General features: G+C 71.9%; 15 protein-coding genes and 2 pseudogenes. 8 read left to right on the forward strand and 9 right to left on the reverse strand.

The features are described 5' to 3' along the window. Positions 1 to 14 precede the first annotated feature (14 nt). Both JHW41_RS01985 and JHW41_RS01990 read right to left on the reverse strand, forming a co-directional pair. A complete protein-coding gene (locus tag JHW41_RS01985; RefSeq protein ID WP_250448839.1) occupies positions 15 to 1,400 on the reverse strand; it encodes a glycosyltransferase in 1,386 nt (461 codons plus the stop codon). A 10-nt stretch (positions 1,401 to 1,410) separates the two neighbouring features. Then, positions 1,411 to 5,436, reverse strand: a complete 4,026-nt coding sequence (locus JHW41_RS01990; protein ID WP_250448840.1) for an amino acid adenylation domain-containing protein — start codon at positions 5,434 to 5,436, stop codon at positions 1,411 to 1,413. Positions 5,437 to 6,343: 907 nt separating this feature from the next. Between JHW41_RS01990 and JHW41_RS01995 the strand changes: the two genes are divergently transcribed. After that, positions 6,344 to 7,012, forward strand: a complete 669-nt coding sequence (locus tag JHW41_RS01995; protein WP_250448841.1) for a TetR/AcrR family transcriptional regulator — start codon at positions 6,344 to 6,346, stop codon at positions 7,010 to 7,012. Between the two features lie 37 nt (positions 7,013 to 7,049). Here the strand turns inward: JHW41_RS01995 and JHW41_RS02000 are convergent, their stop codons facing one another. The 3 genes from JHW41_RS02000 to JHW41_RS02010 form a co-directional block, all read right to left on the reverse strand. After that, positions 7,050 to 7,484 carry a hypothetical protein gene (locus JHW41_RS02000; RefSeq protein WP_139381816.1) on the reverse strand — a complete coding sequence of 145 codons (435 nt, stop codon included), beginning with the start codon at positions 7,482 to 7,484 and terminating at the stop codon, positions 7,050 to 7,052. Positions 7,485 to 7,627: 143 nt separating this feature from the next. Then, positions 7,628 to 9,004, reverse strand: coding sequence for an ATP-binding protein (locus JHW41_RS02005; RefSeq protein ID WP_250448842.1), 1,377 nt, complete (start codon positions 9,002 to 9,004; stop codon positions 7,628 to 7,630). After that, complete coding sequence (locus JHW41_RS02010) at positions 9,005 to 9,703, reverse strand: response regulator (RefSeq protein ID WP_057949394.1); 699 nt, start codon at positions 9,701 to 9,703, stop codon at positions 9,005 to 9,007. A gap of 107 nt (positions 9,704 to 9,810) precedes the next feature. On the opposite strand from JHW41_RS02010, the gene JHW41_RS02015 reads away from it, so the two are divergent. The 3 genes from JHW41_RS02015 to JHW41_RS02025 all read left to right on the forward strand — a co-directional run bounded on the left by JHW41_RS02015 (position 9,811) and on the right by JHW41_RS02025 (position 11,385). After that, a complete protein-coding gene (locus tag JHW41_RS02015) occupies positions 9,811 to 10,446 on the forward strand; it encodes a hypothetical protein (RefSeq protein ID WP_250448843.1) in 636 nt (211 codons plus the stop codon). 128 nt (positions 10,447 to 10,574) lie between these two features. Continuing rightward, entirely contained in the window at positions 10,575 to 11,030 is a 456-nt protein-coding gene (locus JHW41_RS02020; protein WP_250448844.1) for an SRPBCC family protein, read from the forward strand. Continuing rightward, entirely contained in the window at positions 11,020 to 11,385 is a 366-nt protein-coding gene (locus JHW41_RS02025) for an ArsR/SmtB family transcription factor (protein WP_250448845.1), read from the forward strand. Before JHW41_RS02020 ends, JHW41_RS02025 begins: the two co-directional genes overlap by 11 nt. Positions 11,386 to 11,400: 15 nt before the next feature. On the opposite strand, the gene JHW41_RS26205 is transcribed toward JHW41_RS02025, so the two are convergent. Next, positions 11,401 to 12,798 carry a cupin domain-containing protein gene (locus JHW41_RS26205; protein ID WP_428995613.1) on the reverse strand — a complete coding sequence of 466 codons (1,398 nt, stop codon included), beginning with the start codon at positions 12,796 to 12,798 and terminating at the stop codon, positions 11,401 to 11,403. On the opposite strand from JHW41_RS26205, the pseudogene JHW41_RS26210 reads away from it, so the two are divergent. Both JHW41_RS26210 and JHW41_RS26215 read left to right on the forward strand, forming a co-directional pair. Then, positions 12,764 to 12,838, forward strand: a pseudogene (locus JHW41_RS26210) (DUF6053 domain-containing protein); the annotation flags it as partial. The gene JHW41_RS26205 and the pseudogene JHW41_RS26210 sit on opposite strands and share 35 nt — an antisense overlap. 127 nt (positions 12,839 to 12,965) lie before the next feature. Next, positions 12,966 to 13,061: a DUF6053 domain-containing protein gene (locus tag JHW41_RS26215; RefSeq protein WP_428995614.1), complete on the forward strand. Its 96-nt coding sequence runs from the start codon at positions 12,966 to 12,968 to the stop codon at positions 13,059 to 13,061. Here JHW41_RS26215 and JHW41_RS26220 read toward each other — a convergent pair. Beyond that, positions 13,051 to 13,125: a DUF6053 domain-containing protein gene (locus JHW41_RS26220; protein WP_428995615.1), complete on the reverse strand. Its 75-nt coding sequence runs from the start codon at positions 13,123 to 13,125 to the stop codon at positions 13,051 to 13,053. The genes JHW41_RS26215 and JHW41_RS26220 overlap by 11 nt on opposite strands. Between JHW41_RS26220 and JHW41_RS26225 the strand changes: the two are divergent. Continuing rightward, positions 13,091 to 13,162 (forward strand): annotated as a pseudogene (locus JHW41_RS26225) (DUF6053 domain-containing protein); the annotation flags it as partial. The gene JHW41_RS26220 and the pseudogene JHW41_RS26225 overlap by 35 nt on opposite strands. Positions 13,163 to 13,173: 11 nt before the next feature. Here JHW41_RS26225 and JHW41_RS02040 read toward each other — a convergent pair. Next, on the reverse strand, positions 13,174 to 13,869 hold the full coding sequence (locus JHW41_RS02040; RefSeq protein ID WP_250448848.1) for a glutathione binding-like protein: 696 nt from the start codon (positions 13,867 to 13,869) through the stop codon (positions 13,174 to 13,176). Positions 13,870 to 13,961: 92 nt separating this feature from the next. Between JHW41_RS02040 and JHW41_RS02045 the strand changes: the two genes are divergently transcribed. Further along, positions 13,962 to 15,470, forward strand: coding sequence for a PLP-dependent aminotransferase family protein (locus tag JHW41_RS02045; protein ID WP_250448849.1), 1,509 nt, complete (start codon positions 13,962 to 13,964; stop codon positions 15,468 to 15,470). Positions 15,471 to 15,593: 123 nt separating this feature from the next. Here JHW41_RS02045 and JHW41_RS02050 read toward each other — a convergent pair whose 3' ends face one another. Further along, positions 15,594 to 16,049: a hypothetical protein gene (locus JHW41_RS02050; protein WP_057949386.1), complete on the reverse strand. Its 456-nt coding sequence runs from the start codon at positions 16,047 to 16,049 to the stop codon at positions 15,594 to 15,596. Between the last annotated feature and the right edge of the window lie 104 nt (positions 16,050 to 16,153).

Consider the following 16,153-nt stretch of genomic DNA (forward strand, 5'->3'; position numbering starts at 1 on the left):
TCCGGATAGCGAACTCAGGCTACGCGCTCCAGCGCCGGCGCGGCCGTATCGCGCGCCAGCCGCGGCGGCGGCAACAGGCCCCATTCGGTGAGCGCGCGGACCGCGGAGGCGCCGCCGTTTTCGGCGCGGATCTTCTCGCCCAGTTCGGCCGCCGCGCGCACCCGCTCGGGTTGCAGCGCCTGCGCCACCGCCTGCGCCATCTGCTCGGCGGTGACGGTGCGCCGGTCCAGCGCCGGCGGCGCCGCGCCGAGCGCGTGCATGCGCCGCGCCCAGAACGGCTGGTCGCCGAAGAACGGTACGAACACCGACGGCACGCCGGCGCGCGCGGCGGCCACCGTGGTGCCGGCGCCGCCGTGCTGCACGGTGGCGGCCATGCGCGGGAACAGCCAGTCGTGCGGCGCGGCCTCGATCACATAGACCTGGTCGTTCAAGCGTCCCGGATCGCAGCGCAGTCCGCCCCAGCCGGTTGCCAGCACCGCGCGCCGGCCGCTCAGGCGCACCGCGTCGAGCACCACCTGGGTCAGCGCCTCGGCGTTGTTGGCCAGCATGCTGCCGAAGCCGAAATACACCGGCTTGTCGCCTTCGGCGAGGAAGTCGGCCAGCGCCTGCGGCGGCTGCCATACGTCGGCCTGGTCGAGGAACCAGCTCCCGGTGACCTTGACTTCGGCCGGCCAGTCGTCCGGCGGCGGCAGGATGTGGCGGCTGTAGCCGTACAGCACCCGCATGCGCTCGGGGTTCTTGTCGAAGAACGGCCCGTACCACGGAAACAGCGGCAGCTTGAGCTGCGGCCGGATCGCGCCGTTGACCGCGGGCTTGAGCGTGTACCAGGCCAGCAGCTTCATCACCGAGAACAGCGCCATGTTGACCGCGCCGGGGAACTCGCGCTCGGACCAGAACGACAGCGGCGAGAGCTTGCGCGACGGCGTGAACGGCTGCAGGTGGGCCTGGATGAAGGGAATGCCGTCGGCCTCGCCGATCGCCTTGGCCAGCTGGGTGACGATGCCGGTGCCGACCAGCAGCGCCGCGCCCTTGCACGCCGGGCGCGCCTCCTGCGCCCAGGTCGCCGCCCACTGCGCGAACTTGGCGCGGGTGTGCTGGACCAGGTACCAGGGGTTGAGCGCCTTGTCGACGGTCTCGGGATTGTTGGTCAGCAGGTCGCTGAAGTCGGCGCTGATCGCGGCGAATTCCAGTCCGGCCTCGCGCACCAGCGGCGCGAAGTTCTCGCTGGTGACGATGCGCACCGGATAGCCGGCGCGCTTGAGCGACTGGCCCAGGCCGATGCACGGGCGCGCGTCGCCCTGGGTGCCGACGGTGAAGATCACCACGGCGCCGGGCGTGGGATCGGCCGGTTGGGCGGCGATGGGAAGCGTTGCGGCGACGGCGGAAGCGGAAGCGGACACGTGCGTCTCCTTACGAATAGGCGGCGACCAGGGCCGCGGCCGCGGTCAGCGCGGCCGGCGGCGGCGCGTCGGCGCGCGCGGGCTGCGCGGGCGCGCCGTGCAGGCGCTCGCGCAACACCCGGCCGATATGCGCGGCGGCGCGCGGCTCGAGCATGGTCTGGTGGTGGCAATCGACTTCGTGCACCTCGAACCGTCCGGCCACGTGCGCCTGCCAGGCGTTGGCGCGGTAGTGCAGCAGGCCGTCCAGGTCGACCCGCTCCTTGCGCCGCGCGTCGAAGAACAGCACGTCGGCGTCGATGCGCTGCGGCGCGTAGCGGCGCGCCAGCGTCAGGTTGTTGCGGGTGACCGCGGCGACGTGCTCGATCAGCTTGGCGTCTTCCTTGAGCACCTGCTGCACCAGCGGGTTCGAGAACACCTCGTATTCCTGGCACAGCAGCTCGGTCAGCGCGCGCATGTCCTGCGGCGCCTCGCGCAGGCGGTGGTGGAAGCCGAGGAACTTGAGCACGGCCTGGGCCTGCTGGGCCTCGTCGGGCGTGGCCGGTTCGGTGGCGAAGGGATAGGAGTCCATCATCGCCAGCAATTCGACCCGCTCGCCTTCGCGCTGCAGCTGCGCCGCCACCGCGTGGCCGATCAGGCCGCCCAGCGACCAGCCGAGCAAGCGGTACGGGCCGTGCGGCTGGACCTTGCGCATCTGCGCGATGTAGTCGGCCGCGACTTCCTCGATGCTGCCCGGCAGCGCGCCGCCGCGCAGGCCGCGCGACTGCAGCGCGTACAGCGGCAACTCCAGCTGGCGCAGCATGCCGGTGAAGGCCCAGCCCACGCCGGTGACCGGATGGATGCAGAACAGCGGCCGCTCGGGATGGGCGTTGCGCTCCGCCGCGCCGCCGCGCAGCGCCAGCAGCGCGCCAAGCGGATCGTTGTCGCCGCCGCTGCGCTCCAGCGCCGCGGCCAGGCCGGCGATGGTCGAGCCTTCGAACAGCGCGCCCATCGACAGCTCGGAACCGAAATGGCGCGGCAGCGCCGCGACCAGCTCGGCCGCGGTCAGCGAATCGCCGCCGAGTTCGAAGAAGTTGTCGTGGATGCCGACGCGTTCGAGCTTGAAGATCCGCTGCCAGATCGTCGCCAGCTTGCGTTCGGCCTCGGTGCGCGGCGCCACGTACGCGCTCTGGCGGCTGCGCTCGGGCGGGCGCAGCGCCTTGCGGTCGAGCTTGCCGCTGGGCGTCATCGGCAACGCCGCCAGTTCGATCCACGCCGCCGGCACCATGTAGTCGGGCAGGCGCGCGGCCAGCGCGCGGCGCAGCGCGTCGGGCGCGGCGTCGGCGCCGGCGGCCGGCACCACGTAGGCGGTGAGCAGGGCGTTGCCGGCGGCGTCGCGATGAAGCGCGACCGCGGCCTCGGCGACCGCGTCGAATCCGCGCAGCTGGGTCTCGATCTCGCCGAGCTCGACCCGGTGGCCGCGGATCTTGACCTGCTGGTCGGCGCGGCCGAGGTATTCCAGCGTGCCGTCGTCGCGCCAGCGCGCCAGGTCGCCGGTGCGGTAGAGACGGCCGCCGGGGCGGAACGGATCGGGCAGGAAACGCTCGGCGTTGAGCCGGTCGCGATTGCGATAACCGCGCGCGACGCCGGCGCCGCCGATGTACAGCTCGCCGGCGCTGCCGGTCGGCATCGGCTGGCCGGCGGCGTCGAGCACGTAGACCTGGGTGTTGAGCAGCGGCCTGCCGATCGGCGGCGGCGCGCCGTTGCCGGCGGCGAGGACCTGCGCGTCGATCTCCATCGCGGTCGACCACACCGTGGTCTCGGTGGGGCCGTACAGATTGGTCAGGCGGCGCGCCTGCCGCACCAGCTGTTCGGCCAGTTCCGGCAACAGCGCTTCGCCGCCGATCAGCGCGTGCACGCGCTGCAGGCGCACGTCGGAATTGGCCAGCAGCATCCGCCACAGCGACGGCGTGGCCTGCATCACGTCGATGCGCTGTTCGTCGATCAGCCGCGCCAGCGCCAGCGGATTGCGCGCGACCTCGGCGGTGGTCAGCACGGCGGTGGCGCCGACGGTCAGCGGCAGGAACAGCTCCAGGCCGGCGATGTCGAAGGTGATCGTGGTCTGCGCCAGATAGCGCTGGCCCGGTTCGGGCCGCAGTTCGCGCTGCATCGCCTGGAGGAAGTTCCACAGGCTGCGCTGGCCGATTTCCACGCCCTTGGGCACGCCGGTCGAGCCGGAGGTGTAGATGACATAGGCGCCGTGGTCGCCGCCGACCTCGGGCAGCGCCGGCGCGTCGGGCGCGTCGTAGCGTTCGTCCTGGGCGTGCGCGAACAGCAGCGGCAGGCCGCGTCCGGCGAACGCGTCGGCGAACGCGGGCGCGGTCAGCAGCAGGCTCGGCGCGGCATCGTCCAGGGTCAGGGCGATGCGCTGCATCGGCGCGTCGGGATCCAGCGGCAGGTAGGCCGCGCCGGCCTTCCACACCGCCAGCAGCGCCGACAGCAGCACTTCGTCGCGCGGCAGCGCGATCGCCACGGTGTCGCCGGGGCGCACGCCGCGCGCGACCAGGCGCCGGGCCAGACGGGTGCTGGATTCGTCGAGTTCGCGATAGCTCAGCCGGGTCGTCCCGGCGATCAGCGCGACCGCGTCGGGGGTGGCATCGGCCTGGCGCCGGAACTCGGCCAGCGCGGTGGTGTCGCGCAGCGGCGCGTCGGTGTCGTTCCACTGCGTCAGCAGGCGCGCGCGCTCGTCCGCGCCGAGCACGTCGATCGCGCCCAGGGCGATGTCCGGCGTTTCCAGCACCGCGTCGATCAGGCGCATCAGCCGGCGCTTGTGTTCGTCGAGTTCGGCGGCCGGGTACAGGGTGGGATTGGCGTCGAAGTCGAAGCTCAGGCCCTGGCCGTCGAGGCGGTCGAACACGAACACGGTCAGGTCCTCGGCGGTGCCGTTGTGCAGGTTGCGCGCGCTGCCGCGGTGGCCGAGGAAGTTGTTGTAGTCGTAGGGCTCGATGTTGATGCCGAGCCAGGCCATGTGCTGGTCCGGGTTGACCAGGCCGAGGTCGCGGCGCAGTTCCTCGAAGCGGTACTGCTGGTGGCGCAGCGCCGACTTGACCGTGCGCGAGGTCTGCTGGAACAGCTCGCTCATGCTCATGTCCGCGCGCATCTGCAGGCGGATCGCGACGACGTTGGCGACCATGCCCGGGGTGCTGCGCAGCGCGTGGCTGGCGCGGCCGGTGACCGGCATGCCGAACACCAGGTCGTGGGCGCCGCTGGCGCGGTGGTAGTAGGCGGCGATCAGCGCGATCAGCACCTGCGGCAGGCTCACGCCGTTGTCGCGCGCGATCTGCGCCAGGCGCTCGCGTCCGGCCTCGGGCACGTGGCCGCTGGAACGGCGCAGGCCGCCGTTGTTGCGCACCCGCCGGCGCGCCAGGGTCACCGCTTCGGGCAGGCCGGCGAGTTGTTCCAGCCAGTATTCGCGGTCGCGGCGGTAGCGGTCGGAATCGCGATACGACGCCTCGGCTTCGATCAGCGACGCCAGCGTGCCGTAGCCGCAGGGCTCGGGTTCGACGCCGTCGCGGTAGGCGCAATACAGCTCGTTGAGGCGCTTGGCCGCCATGCCGCCGCTGTAGCCGTCGTAGACGGTGTGGTGGGCGCGTTGGTACCAGCAGTACAGGTCGTCGGCGAACTTGAAGATCGCGCCGACCCACAGCGGATCGTGTGCGAGGTCGACCGGGCGGTTGATCTCCGCCTGCATCCACGCGTCGGCGGCGGCGCGCGGGTCGGGTTCGGCGCTGAAATCGATGTAGGGCGTGTCGAACTCGTAGCGCTCGCGCACGATCTGGTACGGCAGGCCGTTGTGCTCGACGATGCGCGCGCGCACCGCTTGCGCTTCGTCGGCGAATTGGCGCAACGCGCGCTGGAACAGCGCCGGCTCGACCGGTCCGTGGATCTCCACTGCTTCGGCGATGTTCAAGGTCGCTTCGGCCGAGGCGAGCTTCTGTCCGACCCACAGACCGCGCTGGGCGGTGGTGAGCGGCAGGCCGTGGGCATGGAGTTCGTTCATGGCGCTTCCTCTGAGCCGGCGCCGGGACGCGCGCGCCCGCCGGCCGGCGGACGCGATGTCCGTCGGCGCGCGGTACCGGGTGCGCGCGGGCCTGCGGCCGACTCGTTCTTGCGAGTGGCCCCCTCTCCGTGTGTCAGCGAATGCAAAAAAGTACAGCACGGCCGCGGCGCAGCGCGCCTGGGCAGGGCCTCTATCCGTGTACATCCGGCGCGAGCGGCGGACGGTGGGCCTTAGTTCTTATCGGTGTGGCAAAGGGGGGACGGAACAAACGATGCGGCATTCCGCCGCGGCGGGCGGACGCGAACGCATCGAAAGGCGACGTTGCGCGGATGCGTTGTGCGGCGCCTTCGGGGTCAATATCCCCGAGCGCTCAAGTCATGTCCATCAAGGTGGATGAGAGGCATATCACAAGTCGAATATTTACGGGGGCGACGGTGAGAGACTTATCACAAGACGGATATGTGAAGGTTTTTCTACAGCGTCGGGGCTTGTCTTCGACTCCGACGGGGTTTGCGAAAAACGCGAAATTCCAGGGGAAAACGCCCATGTCGCGCGATGCCGCGGACTCGCGTTCAATCACGCGCGAGTTGTGATCGTGTCCGATTCGTTTCCGCTGAGCGCGAACGTGTTTTCGCGCGCGGCAATGGATTGGTTCGCATGCGAATGTCGATCGCGGTCGCAAGCGCGGGTGAGGATTGGTGAAAAATTATCCAGCCGGGAAAATGCGCGTCGGCGATGCGGCGGTTGCGTCCTCGCCGCTCGCGTTCGCGCCGGCGCCCGGCCCGACGCTCGGTTCGGCAATCGATCCGGCGGCCGATCCGGCGGCCGCCGACGGGGTTGGGTGGCGCCGCCCGGCGCGCGTCTGATGGAGTATGATGAGAACGGTTCTCATTTGGAGATTCGACCCATGGCCACCCTGCAGCCCGCGGTGGCGGGCGAAGCCGATGCGCGCGCGGCCGCCGCCGCATCGGCCTTCCTCGCGCTGACGCCGGACCCGGCGCTGGACGCGGCCGCGCGCCTGGTCGCCGCGTACGGCGTCGCGGCGCTGCGGCTGGAGCGGATCGCCACGGCGGCGGGCCTCGACGAAGCCCAATTGCGCGTCCGCTTCGGTTGCGAACGGCGCCTGCGCGCGGCGCTGGAGCAGCGCTTCGCCGACGGTTTCGTCGCGCGCGTGCGCCAGGCCATGGACCGGTGCCGCGACGGCGACTGGGGCGGGCGCCTGCGCGCCTGGGTGCAGACGGCGGTGAGCGCGTATCTGGAGCAGGTGGCGCTGCACGACGCGCTGTTCCACGACGCGCACACGCACAGCAAGGGTTACGACCGCCAGGCCTGGCAGGACAATCCGGTGATCGACCAGCTGGTGGAACTGCTCGAAGGCGGCATCGCCGCGCGGGTATGGGCGGCGCCGGATCCGCGCATGACCGCGGTGATCTTCTTCAGCGCCATGCACGGCGCGGTCGATCGCGCCATCGCCTGCGGCGACGCGCAGACGCGCCCGGCCGAGACCCGGCATCGCCTGGTCCAGACCTTGGTCGGCCATTTCGAGCGCAACGTGCAGTGGTGGTCGCGGTTCTGAGCGCGCGCCGCGCCGCCGCCGGGCGCGCGCGCCGCGCTCAGGCCGCGTCGCTGCGCAGCAGCCGCGCGGCCGCCGCGCGCAGGTCGAGGTCGATCGCGTCCCAGACCGCCTCCCCGCCGAGCGCGCGCGCCTCGCGCAGCGCCTGCAGCGCCGCCTCGCGCCGGCCCAGGCGCAGTTGCGCCTGGCCGAGCAGCAACGCGGCCAGCGGCGCGTGCTGCTGCCGGCTCCATTCCTGCGCCGCGCGCGCGGCGACGATGCAGGCGGCGTAGTCGCCGAGCCGGTACAGGGTTTCGGCCGCGCCGGCGCTGAGCCAGTGGCGGATGTCGTCGCTGCCCAGGCCGCTGTCGGCCAGGGCGATGGCGCGGCCCCAGTGCTTGGCGGCCTGGCGATGCTCGCCGGCGGCCTGGTGGGCGATGGCCTGGTTGGCGAGGTCGAGCACCCGCGATTCGAGATCGTCGGGCAGGGCGTTCATGTCCATATGGGTCGGGGTTCCTATCCTGGAGCCGGTCGCAGTGTGAACGAGCGTGCTTGCAACGGCGCGCGAAAACGCCGCCCGCGCTGTTGCCAACGCGGTGCGGGAGCGAAAGGGGTCATCGTGGCCGCGACCGCGGCCGCTCACTGCAGATGGAACGGGCGTTCCTGCGCGTCGCCAGGGCCGGCCCCGTCCTCGCCGGCGGCCGCGCCGTCGCGTTCGGACCACAGCCGCGGGCTTTGCGGCAGCCGCGCGACGAAGCGCGCGCCGCCCAACGGCGAGGGTTCGACGTGGACCGTGCCGCCGTGGCGTTCGATCACCTGGCGCACGATGCTCAGGCCCAGGCCGTAACCGCCGGTGGCGCGGTCGCGGCTGCGGTCGAGGCGGTAGAACGGCTCGAACACCCGGCGCCGGTCCTGGGCCGGGATGCCGACGCCGTCGTCTTCGACGATCAGCAGCCAGTCGTTGCCGGCCGGTTCGGCGGCGACGCGGATGGCGCTGTCGGCGTAGCGCACCGCGTTGCGCATCAGGTTGGAGAACGCGCGGCGCAGGCTGCGCGGTTCCACCGCCACTTCGTCGAGCTCCGCCGAGATCGCCCATTCGATCCGGGTGGCGCGGCTGCGCAGTTCGTCGGCCGACACGCCGGTGGAGGCGCGCAGGAACCCTTCCAGCTGCACCGGCTCCAGGCTCGGGCGCGGGCCGCTGCGTTCGAGCATGCCCAGGGTCAGCAGTTCGCCGACCAGCAGGTCGAGTTCCTCCACGTCGCAGCGCAGCGCGTGCACGCGGGCGCGCGCGACCCGATCGTCGAGGGTGTCGGCGAGGTTGGCCAGGCCGAACTCCAACCGCGTGATCGGCGTGCGCAGCTCGTGCGAGGCGGCGTTGACCATGTCGCGCTGGGACTGGATCAGGCGGCCGATCTGGTCGGCCATGTTGTTGAAGAACACGCACAACTGGCGGATCGACGAGCCGCCGCGCACCCGCGCGCGCGCGCCCAGGTCGCCGTCGCCGAACTGCGCGGCGGCGTCGCGCAGCCGCTCCAGGTCGCGCCAGTGCGGCTGCAGCCAGATCATCAGGCCCAGCAGCACCATCGCGAACACGGTCAGGTAGGCCACGTAGCGGATCGGAAAGTCGTTCTCGGTATAGACGATCTGCACCGTGTCGCCGGCCGGCAGACGCAGGAACAGGTGATGGCGTTCGCTGCCGACGTGGGTGCTGGCGCTGCCCAGGCGGGTCAGTTCGGCGCGGTTGCGCGCCGGCAGCGCGCGCAGTTCCTGCGCGGTGACCCGGCTGTAGCGCTCGGGCGTGCGCCGGTTGAGCTCGGCCAGGCGGCGGTCGAGCTCGGCGCCGGCGGCGTCGTCCAGGCGCTCGCGCAGCAGGGTCAGTTCGCCGACGAACTCGTGCCGCACCGAAGCCGAGTACTGGTCCGGGAACAGGTAGGGGAACACCTGCTGCACCAGCAGGATCGAGCACAGCAGCAGCCCCGCCACGGTGAGGTACAACCGCACCAGCATCGAGAGCATTCAGTCCTCCCAGGCGATCGGGCTGAACAGATAGCCCCGTCCCCACACGGTCTTGATCTTGCGCGGCTCGTGCGCGTCGTCGGCGAAGTGCCGGCGCAGGCGCGAGATGCTGACGTCGACGGTGCGGTCGACGCCGTCGAAGCCGATGCCGCGCCAGCGCCGCAGCAGTTCGTCGCGGCTGAGCACGCGGCCGGCGGCCTGGGCCAGGATCACGAACAGGTTGTAGTCGGCGGTCTTGAGGTCGATCTCTTCGCCCTTCCAGCGCACCTGGCGCGCGGTGAGGTCGATCTGCAGGCCGCCGTAACTGAGGATCGACGGCCCCGCCGCCTGCGGCTGGGCCTGGCTGCGGCGCAGCACCGCGCGCAGCCGCGCCAGCAGCAGGCGCGGCTCCACCGGCTTGAGCACGTAGTCGTCGGCGCCGACCTCCAGGCCGGTGACCTGGTCGAACAGGTCCGCGCGCGCGGTCAGCATCACGATCGGCAGGCTCGACTGCTTGCGGATCTGCCGGCACACGTCGAAGCCGTCCATGCCGGGCAGCATCAGGTCGAGCACGATCACGTCGGGCGGATCGTTCTCGATCGCGGGCAGCGCGAGGTCGCCGCGCAGCACCACCGAGGTCTGGAAGTCGTAACGTTGCAGGTACTCGGAGATCAGCCCGGCCAGACGGGCGTCGTCCTCGATCAGCAGGACTTTATTCATGGCCACCTCATGCGAGCCGGCATGGTAGCGCCGGGCGGTGTGGGCCGTGGAGGCGATACAAATAAACACATCTGCCGTTGAGGCTAGCGTCAGCCGGGTTTGCGTGTGTGAACATGGGGCACGAAAGGAGGCGGCGCGATGCGGAGCGGAACCACGGAGACGATGCGGTGCGGGCGCGGACGGTTGCGGTGCGATGCGCGCGCGGCGGCCGGCGGGACCGGCGCGAAGGCGGCCCGGTCGCCGCGGAAGCGGACGCGATGAGCGCGGGCGCCGGCGCGGCCGCGCGCAGGAATGCTATCGCAGTCGCCGCGGTGTGGGTCGCGGGGCTGGCGTGCACCGTCTGGATCAACCGCGGCGGCGTCGCCTGGGGCCTGCCCGCGATCGCGGCCGCGGCCTGCGCGTGCTGCCTGGCGCTGGAGTGGTGGCCGCGCGCGTGGCCGGCGCGCGCGGCGCAGTCGTTGCTGTGGATCGCGTTGTTCTGCCTGGCCCTGGTGCCGCCGCTGTATACCGTCATCGCCGACACCGCCCTCGCGCTGAACCCCAATCGCTTCATGTGCGACGTCGGCGACCGCATGGTGCGTTGCGGAATGATCGGCATCGAAGCCTTGGCGGTGCCGTGCGTGGTGTTGGCGGCCGCGGTGGTTTGCCGAATCCGGTGGCGCGACGCCGAGGTGGAGCGGATCGCGACCGCGGTCGCGCTGGCGATCGCGCTGGTATGGACGGCGCTCGCGGTGGCGTACTGAGCGCGGCGCGGCGAGCCGGGCGCGGGTGCGGAGGTTGGCGGCCTCGCGCCGGCGACTGAAAAAGCAACTTGACGGTTGCGTATTTGCGGTCCACTCTGGCCCGGCGATATGCATCCAAGAGGTTGCCCATGAACGCATCCACCGACCGCATCCAACGCCGCATCCTGCTCAAGGCCCCGCGCGCCAAGGTCTGGCGCGCGCTGGCCGACGCCGAGTCCTTCGGCCAATGGTTCGGAGTGAAGCTGCAAGGCCAGCGCTTCGCCCCCGGCGAGCCCGCGCAGGGCTACATCACCTACCCCGGCTACGAACACCTGCTGATGCGGGTGGTGGTGCAGGCGATGGAGCCCGAGCGCCGGTTCTCGTTCCACTGGCATCCCTATGCGGTCGATCCGGACCGCGACTACTCGCACGAGCCGCCGACGTTGGTCGAGTTCGCGCTCGAGGACGCCGACGGCGGCACCTGGCTGACGGTGACCGAGTCGGGCTTCGACCAAGTCCCGGCCGAACGCCGCGAGGAAGCGTTCCGCATGAACTCCGGCGGCTGGGACGCGCAGGTCGGGAACATCGCGCGCTATGTCGAGTAAGCCTGCCGCCGTCAAGCCGGCGGCCGCGTTCAAGGCGCCGGCGCTGCGGCGCTCGGCGCGGGTGTTCGACGCGCTCGGCGACGAGACCCGGCTGCGGTTGGTGGTGGCGCTGTGCGCCGGCGGCGCGCTGTCGATCGCCCAGCTCACCGCCGGCACCGACATCAGCCGCCAGGCGGTGACCAAGCACTTGCAGGTGCTGGCCGGCGCCGGGCTGGTGCGCGACCTCAAGGCCGGGCGCGAGCGCTTGTGGCAGTTCGAGCCGGCCGAGCTGGAACAGGCGCGGCAGTCGCTGCAGCGCATCGCCGAGCAGTGGGACCGGGCGCTGCTGCGGTTGCGGGCGTTCGTGGAGACCTGAGGCGCGGGCGCGCGCTCAGCGGTCGGTGAGGTCCAGCGCCGGCCGCCGTTGTTGGCGGCAATAGCGCTCGTACGCGGCGCGCTGGCTCTGCGCGGTGGCGCGCAGGCGCACCGTGCCGCCGGGGCCGAGGAACTCGACCGCGCCCATCACCACCACCAGCGCGATCATCGGTTCGTCGCCGACGATCTTCCACCAGTCGACGTTGCCGGGCGGTTCGTAGACGTAATCGCCCGGTCCGATCAGTTCGCCGGTGCACAGCTGACGGGTGCCGCTGAGGTTGTAGGCGTGGACCTCGCCGGTGTGGCGGTGCAGCGGCATCGCCAGGCCCGGGTCCATGCGCAACAGTTCGACGAAGCCGCGGTCGTCGGCGAAGAAGCGCAGCGGCTTGGAGTACTTGCCGGGCGTGTCGGCGGGAATCCACGGCAGTTGCGCGCGGGCGCCGATGCGCGCGGGCAGGTAGTCGTGCAGGGCGTCGAAGCCGGAAGCCATGGCGGTTCCTCGTGGGGCGTGGGCGGCCGGGCTCAGCCGGCGATCGCGTCGAAATAGCGCTGGAACGAGGCATCCACCGCGGCGCGGCCGCCGCCGAGGATGTTGCGGCCCAGGCTGTAGCCGTACACGTCCTCGAACGCGAAGCGGTCGATGCGTTCGCGCATCGCGCGCACGTCGGCCGGCTTCATCGGGATGTAGTTCGGATAGCTGTACATGAAGGTGGTGTGGCGGCGGTCGGAGACGACCTGCAGCGCGTCGCCGGGGAACAGCGCCGCGCCGCGCGCGCCGTCGCGGCGCCAGTGCAGCGCGGTGCTGCCGTCGAAGTGGCCGCCGCAGCGGATCAGCACGACATCGTCGGACAGCGCCAGTTCGTCGCCGCGCCACCAGCGGATCGCCGGCGAGGGCCGCTGCACCCATTCGCGGTCGGCCTCGTGCAGGTAGATCGGGACGTCGCCGAACGCGCGGCTCCATTCGACCATCGACGCGTAGAAGTGCGGGTGCGAGATCGCGATCAGGTCGACGCCGCCGAGCGCGCGCAGCGCCTGCACTGCCTCGTCGGTGACCAGCGACAGCGTCTCCCACAGGATGTTGCCGGCGCCGGTGGGCAGGAACATCGCGCGCTGGTCGATGGCGAAGCCGGGCGACATGCTCAGGCTGAGCACGCCGGCGTCGTCGTCGATGCGCAGGCGGTGACGCTGGGCCAGCGATTCCATCGTGGTCCAGCGCTGGCCGTTCCAGCCGACGTACTGGCGCTCGTCCTCGCAGACCGGGCAATGCACGGGCGGCGCGGCGGATTCGGCGAACTGGGTGCCGCAGGTTTCGCAGATGGGGCAGGGCATGGCGGGCCTCGCGACAGGACGGGGTATGCCTGGCTTGTGTGGGAGGGACTTCAGTCCCGACGCTTTCCTTTCCGGTCGCAGCGATCGGGCGCAAGAGCGTCGGGCCTGAAGGCCCTCCCACGACAGCGCGGCGTTCGGGGCTTGTCGCCCTGGCCGACTCGTGGCCGACTCGTGGCCGACCAGGGTTTGATGCTTGGCTTGGCTTGTGTGGGAGGGCCTTCAGTCCCGACGCTTTCCTTTCCGGTCGCGGCGATCGGGCACGAGAGTGTCGGGCCTGAAGGCCCTCCCACAAAAGCGCGGCGTTCGGGGTTTGTCGCCCTGGCCGACTCGTGGCCGATTAGGGTTTGATGCTTGGCTTGGCTTGTGTGGGAGGGACTTCAGTCCCGACGCTTTCCTTTCCGGTCGCCGCGATCGGGCACGACAGCGTCGGGACTGAAGTCCCTCCCACGACAGCGGCGCGTCAGCCTTGCGCGCCCTGGCCGAACAGCGTCTGCCGCTCGGCCTGGGTGAAGTTGGCCGGCTTCGCGTACGGGTCCTCGACGCCGGCATATGCGCGTTGCGTCGCCGGCCGCGCGCGGATGCGGTCGAACCAGCGCTGCAGGTCCGGCGTTGCGCTCAGGTCGTGGCCGAGCCCGGCATGCGGCACCACCCACGGATAGCAGGCGATGTCGGCGATGGACAGTTCGTCGCCGGCGACGAACTCGCGCCCGTGCAGACGCCGGTCGAGCACGCCGTACAGCCGCGCGGCTTCGCGGGTGTAGCGGTCGATCGCATACGGCACCGCTTCGGGCGCGTGCGCGCGGAAGTGCCCGGCCTGCCCGGCCATCGGCCCGAGCCCGGCCATCTGCCAGAACAGCCACTGCGTCGCTTGCAACTGCGCGCGTTCGCCCTGCGGCCACAGCAGCCCGGTCTTGCGCGCCAGGTACAGCAAGATCGCGCCGGATTCGAACACCGGCAGCGGCGCGCCGCCGTCGGCCGGCGCGTGGTCGAGGATCGCCGGGATCTTGTTGTTCGGCGAAATCGCCAGGAACTGCGGCGCGAACTGCTCGCCGGCGGAGAGCTTCACCGGCACGATCCGGTGCGCCAGCCCGGTCTCTTCCAGGTACAGGCGCAGCTTCAGGCCGTTGGGGGTGGCGGCGTAGTGGAGGTCGATCATCTCGGCGGCGTCCGCGGCGGCGAGGGGCCGCTTCCAGGGAGCCAGCTTAGGAGTACGCTGGCGCCCGCGTTGGTCCAAATCGGACGGAATCCATGGAACCAGTTTTCGACGCCGCCGCGTCCGCGGCCGGCGATCCGGACGGCCCGGTCTTCGAGTTCCCGCTGGACCTGCCGGCGCGCGGCCACGGCCAGCTGACCCACGAACTGCACCAGCAATTGCGCGCGGCCATCCTCGACGGCCGGCTCGCCGCGGGCGCGGCGCTGCCGGCCACGCGCCGGGTCGCCGCCGGCCTGGGCGTCGCCCGCAACACCGTGGTCGCCGCGTACGACCTGTTGATCGCCGAGGGCTACCTCGCGCCGCGCCGCGGCGCCAAGGCGGTGGTCGCCGACGTCGCCGCGCGCCGCGACCGGCGCGCGCCGCGGCGCCTGTCCGCCGGCCCGGAAGACCCGCGCCTGAACCCGCTCTGGCGCACGCCGTTCCTGCGCCCGGAGCCGCCGCGCGACCTGCCCGAGCGCTGCTTCCGCCTCGGCATTCCCGACCATCGCCACTTCCCGCACGAGATCTGGCGGCGGCTGTCGGCGCAAACGCTGCGGGCGTGGTCGCGGACCGGTTTCAGCTATCCGCCCTCGGAAGGCATCGCCGAACTGCGCGAGGCGATCGCCCAGCACGTGGCGTTCGCCCGCGCGGTCGCCTGCGGCGGCGAGGACGTGGTGGTGACCTCCGGCGCGCAGCAGGCCTTCGACCTGCTGGCGCGGCTGCTGGTGACGCCGGGCGAAACCCGGGTGGCGGTGGAGGAGCCCGGCTACCCGCCGGTGCGCGCCGCCTTCGCCGCGGCCGGCGCGCGGCTGCTGCCGATACCGGTGGACGAAGAAGGCTTGTGCGTGGACCTTCTGCCCGAGGACGCGCGGGTGATCAGCGTGACCCCCTCGCACCAGTCGCCGACCGGCGTGGCGCTGTCGCTGCGCCGGCGCCGCGCGCTGCTCGACTTCGCCCGCCGCCGCAACGCGCTGGTGATCGAGGACGACTACGACGGCGAGTTCCGTTTCGGCCACCGCCCGCTCGACGCGCTGCAGACGCTCGACCGCGACGGCCTGGTGTTCTACATCGGCACCTTCTCCAAGAGCCTGTTCCCGTCGTTGCGCAAGGGCTTCATCGTCGCCCCGCGCTGGGCGCGCGACGCGCTGGCGACGGTCAAGCACTGCGCCGATTCGCACAGCGACACGATCACCCAGTCGGTGCTCGCTGCCTTCATCCGCGACGGCCACCTGGCGCGCCACGTGCGGCGCATGCGCGCGGTGTACGCGCCGCGGCGCGAGGCGCTGCTGGCGGCGCTGGACGCCGAACTGGCGCCGTGGCTGCAGCCGATTCCGTGCGAAGCCGGCATGCACCTGGCCGCGCGCATCCGCGATCCGGCCCTGGCCCCGGCGATCCTGGCGCGGCTGCCGCGGCACCTGCCCGGGGCGCAGTCGATCGCCGAATACGCGATGAGCGCGCCGGCGCAACCGGCCATCGCGTTCGGCTACGGCGTCGCCGACGTCGAGCAGATCCGCCCGGCGACGCGCGCGTTCGCGCGTTCGTTGGCGGGCATCGGCGCGCAGTGAGCGCGATCCGCGCAGCCTGCGGTCGCTCCCTGTAGGAGCGGCGCAAGCCGCGACCGCGTTGCAGCCGTTCGCGCCGAAAGCATCGCCGCAGTCGCGTTGCTGCGGTCGCGGCGCGCGCCGCTTCTACATGGAGGCTTCGTGCAACGTCACCGGCACGAACCGCACCGGCCGCATCCGGCCGAAATCGCGGCGTTCGCCGCGGCGCACGCGCGGATTCGGATCGAGCACGCGCGGCGAGACCGGATCGTGCAGGTACACCACCCAATGCCAGGTGCCGTCCGCGCGCGCGTTGATCGCGACCAGGCCGTCGCCGTCGCAGTCGCGCCAGGCGCTCACCGCGCGTTCGCCGCCGCTGCCGATGCGCAGCACCGCCAGCATCCGCCGCAATTGCCGCGCATCGGTCAGCCAGCCCTCGCGCGCCGTGCGCAGGCCGCCGCCGGCGCGATAGCGATACGGCCGCGGACCGATCGCCAGCGCCCGCGCCAGGGTGCGCGCCTGGGCATAGCCGATCCCGGCCAGCATCGCCACGCAGGCCAGGCCGCAGCCGGTTCGATCGTGTTGGAGGCGGCGCTGGAGCATCAGGCGCGGGCGCGGGCGCGGGCAACGCCCGGCAGCCTAGCACCGCGTCGGCCCGGACGCGCCGCGTCCGGGCCGATGGCGGTATCGCCGGAGCAAGCGGGCCG

Origin of the sequence: Lysobacter enzymogenes (genome assembly GCF_023617245.1) — a bacterium.
Classification (GTDB): Bacteria; Pseudomonadota; Gammaproteobacteria; order Xanthomonadales; family Xanthomonadaceae; genus Lysobacter; species Lysobacter yananisis.

What these genes read in the sequence shown, in the direction of transcription:
- JHW41_RS01990 (WP_250448840.1), bottom strand. Translation starts at nt 5,436, where the DNA reads ATGAACGAACTCCATGCCCACGGCCTGCCGCTCACCACCGCCCAGCGC.
- JHW41_RS01995 (WP_250448841.1), top strand. Translation starts at nt 6,344, where the DNA reads ATGGCCACCCTGCAGCCCGCGGTGGCGGGCGAAGCCGATGCGCGCGCG.
- JHW41_RS02000 (WP_139381816.1), bottom strand. Translation starts at nt 7,484, where the DNA reads ATGAACGCCCTGCCCGACGATCTCGAATCGCGGGTGCTCGACCTCGCC.
- JHW41_RS02005 (WP_250448842.1), bottom strand. Translation starts at nt 9,004, where the DNA reads ATGCTCTCGATGCTGGTGCGGTTGTACCTCACCGTGGCGGGGCTGCTG.
- JHW41_RS02010 (WP_057949394.1), bottom strand. Translation starts at nt 9,703, where the DNA reads ATGAATAAAGTCCTGCTGATCGAGGACGACGCCCGTCTGGCCGGGCTG.
- JHW41_RS02020 (WP_250448844.1), top strand. Translation starts at nt 10,575, where the DNA reads ATGAACGCATCCACCGACCGCATCCAACGCCGCATCCTGCTCAAGGCC.
- JHW41_RS02025 (WP_250448845.1), top strand. Translation starts at nt 11,020, where the DNA reads ATGTCGAGTAAGCCTGCCGCCGTCAAGCCGGCGGCCGCGTTCAAGGCG.
- JHW41_RS02040 (WP_250448848.1), bottom strand. Translation starts at nt 13,869, where the DNA reads ATGATCGACCTCCACTACGCCGCCACCCCCAACGGCCTGAAGCTGCGC.
- JHW41_RS02045 (WP_250448849.1), top strand. Translation starts at nt 13,962, where the DNA reads ATGGAACCAGTTTTCGACGCCGCCGCGTCCGCGGCCGGCGATCCGGAC.
- JHW41_RS02050 (WP_057949386.1), bottom strand. Translation starts at nt 16,049, where the DNA reads ATGCTCCAGCGCCGCCTCCAACACGATCGAACCGGCTGCGGCCTGGCC.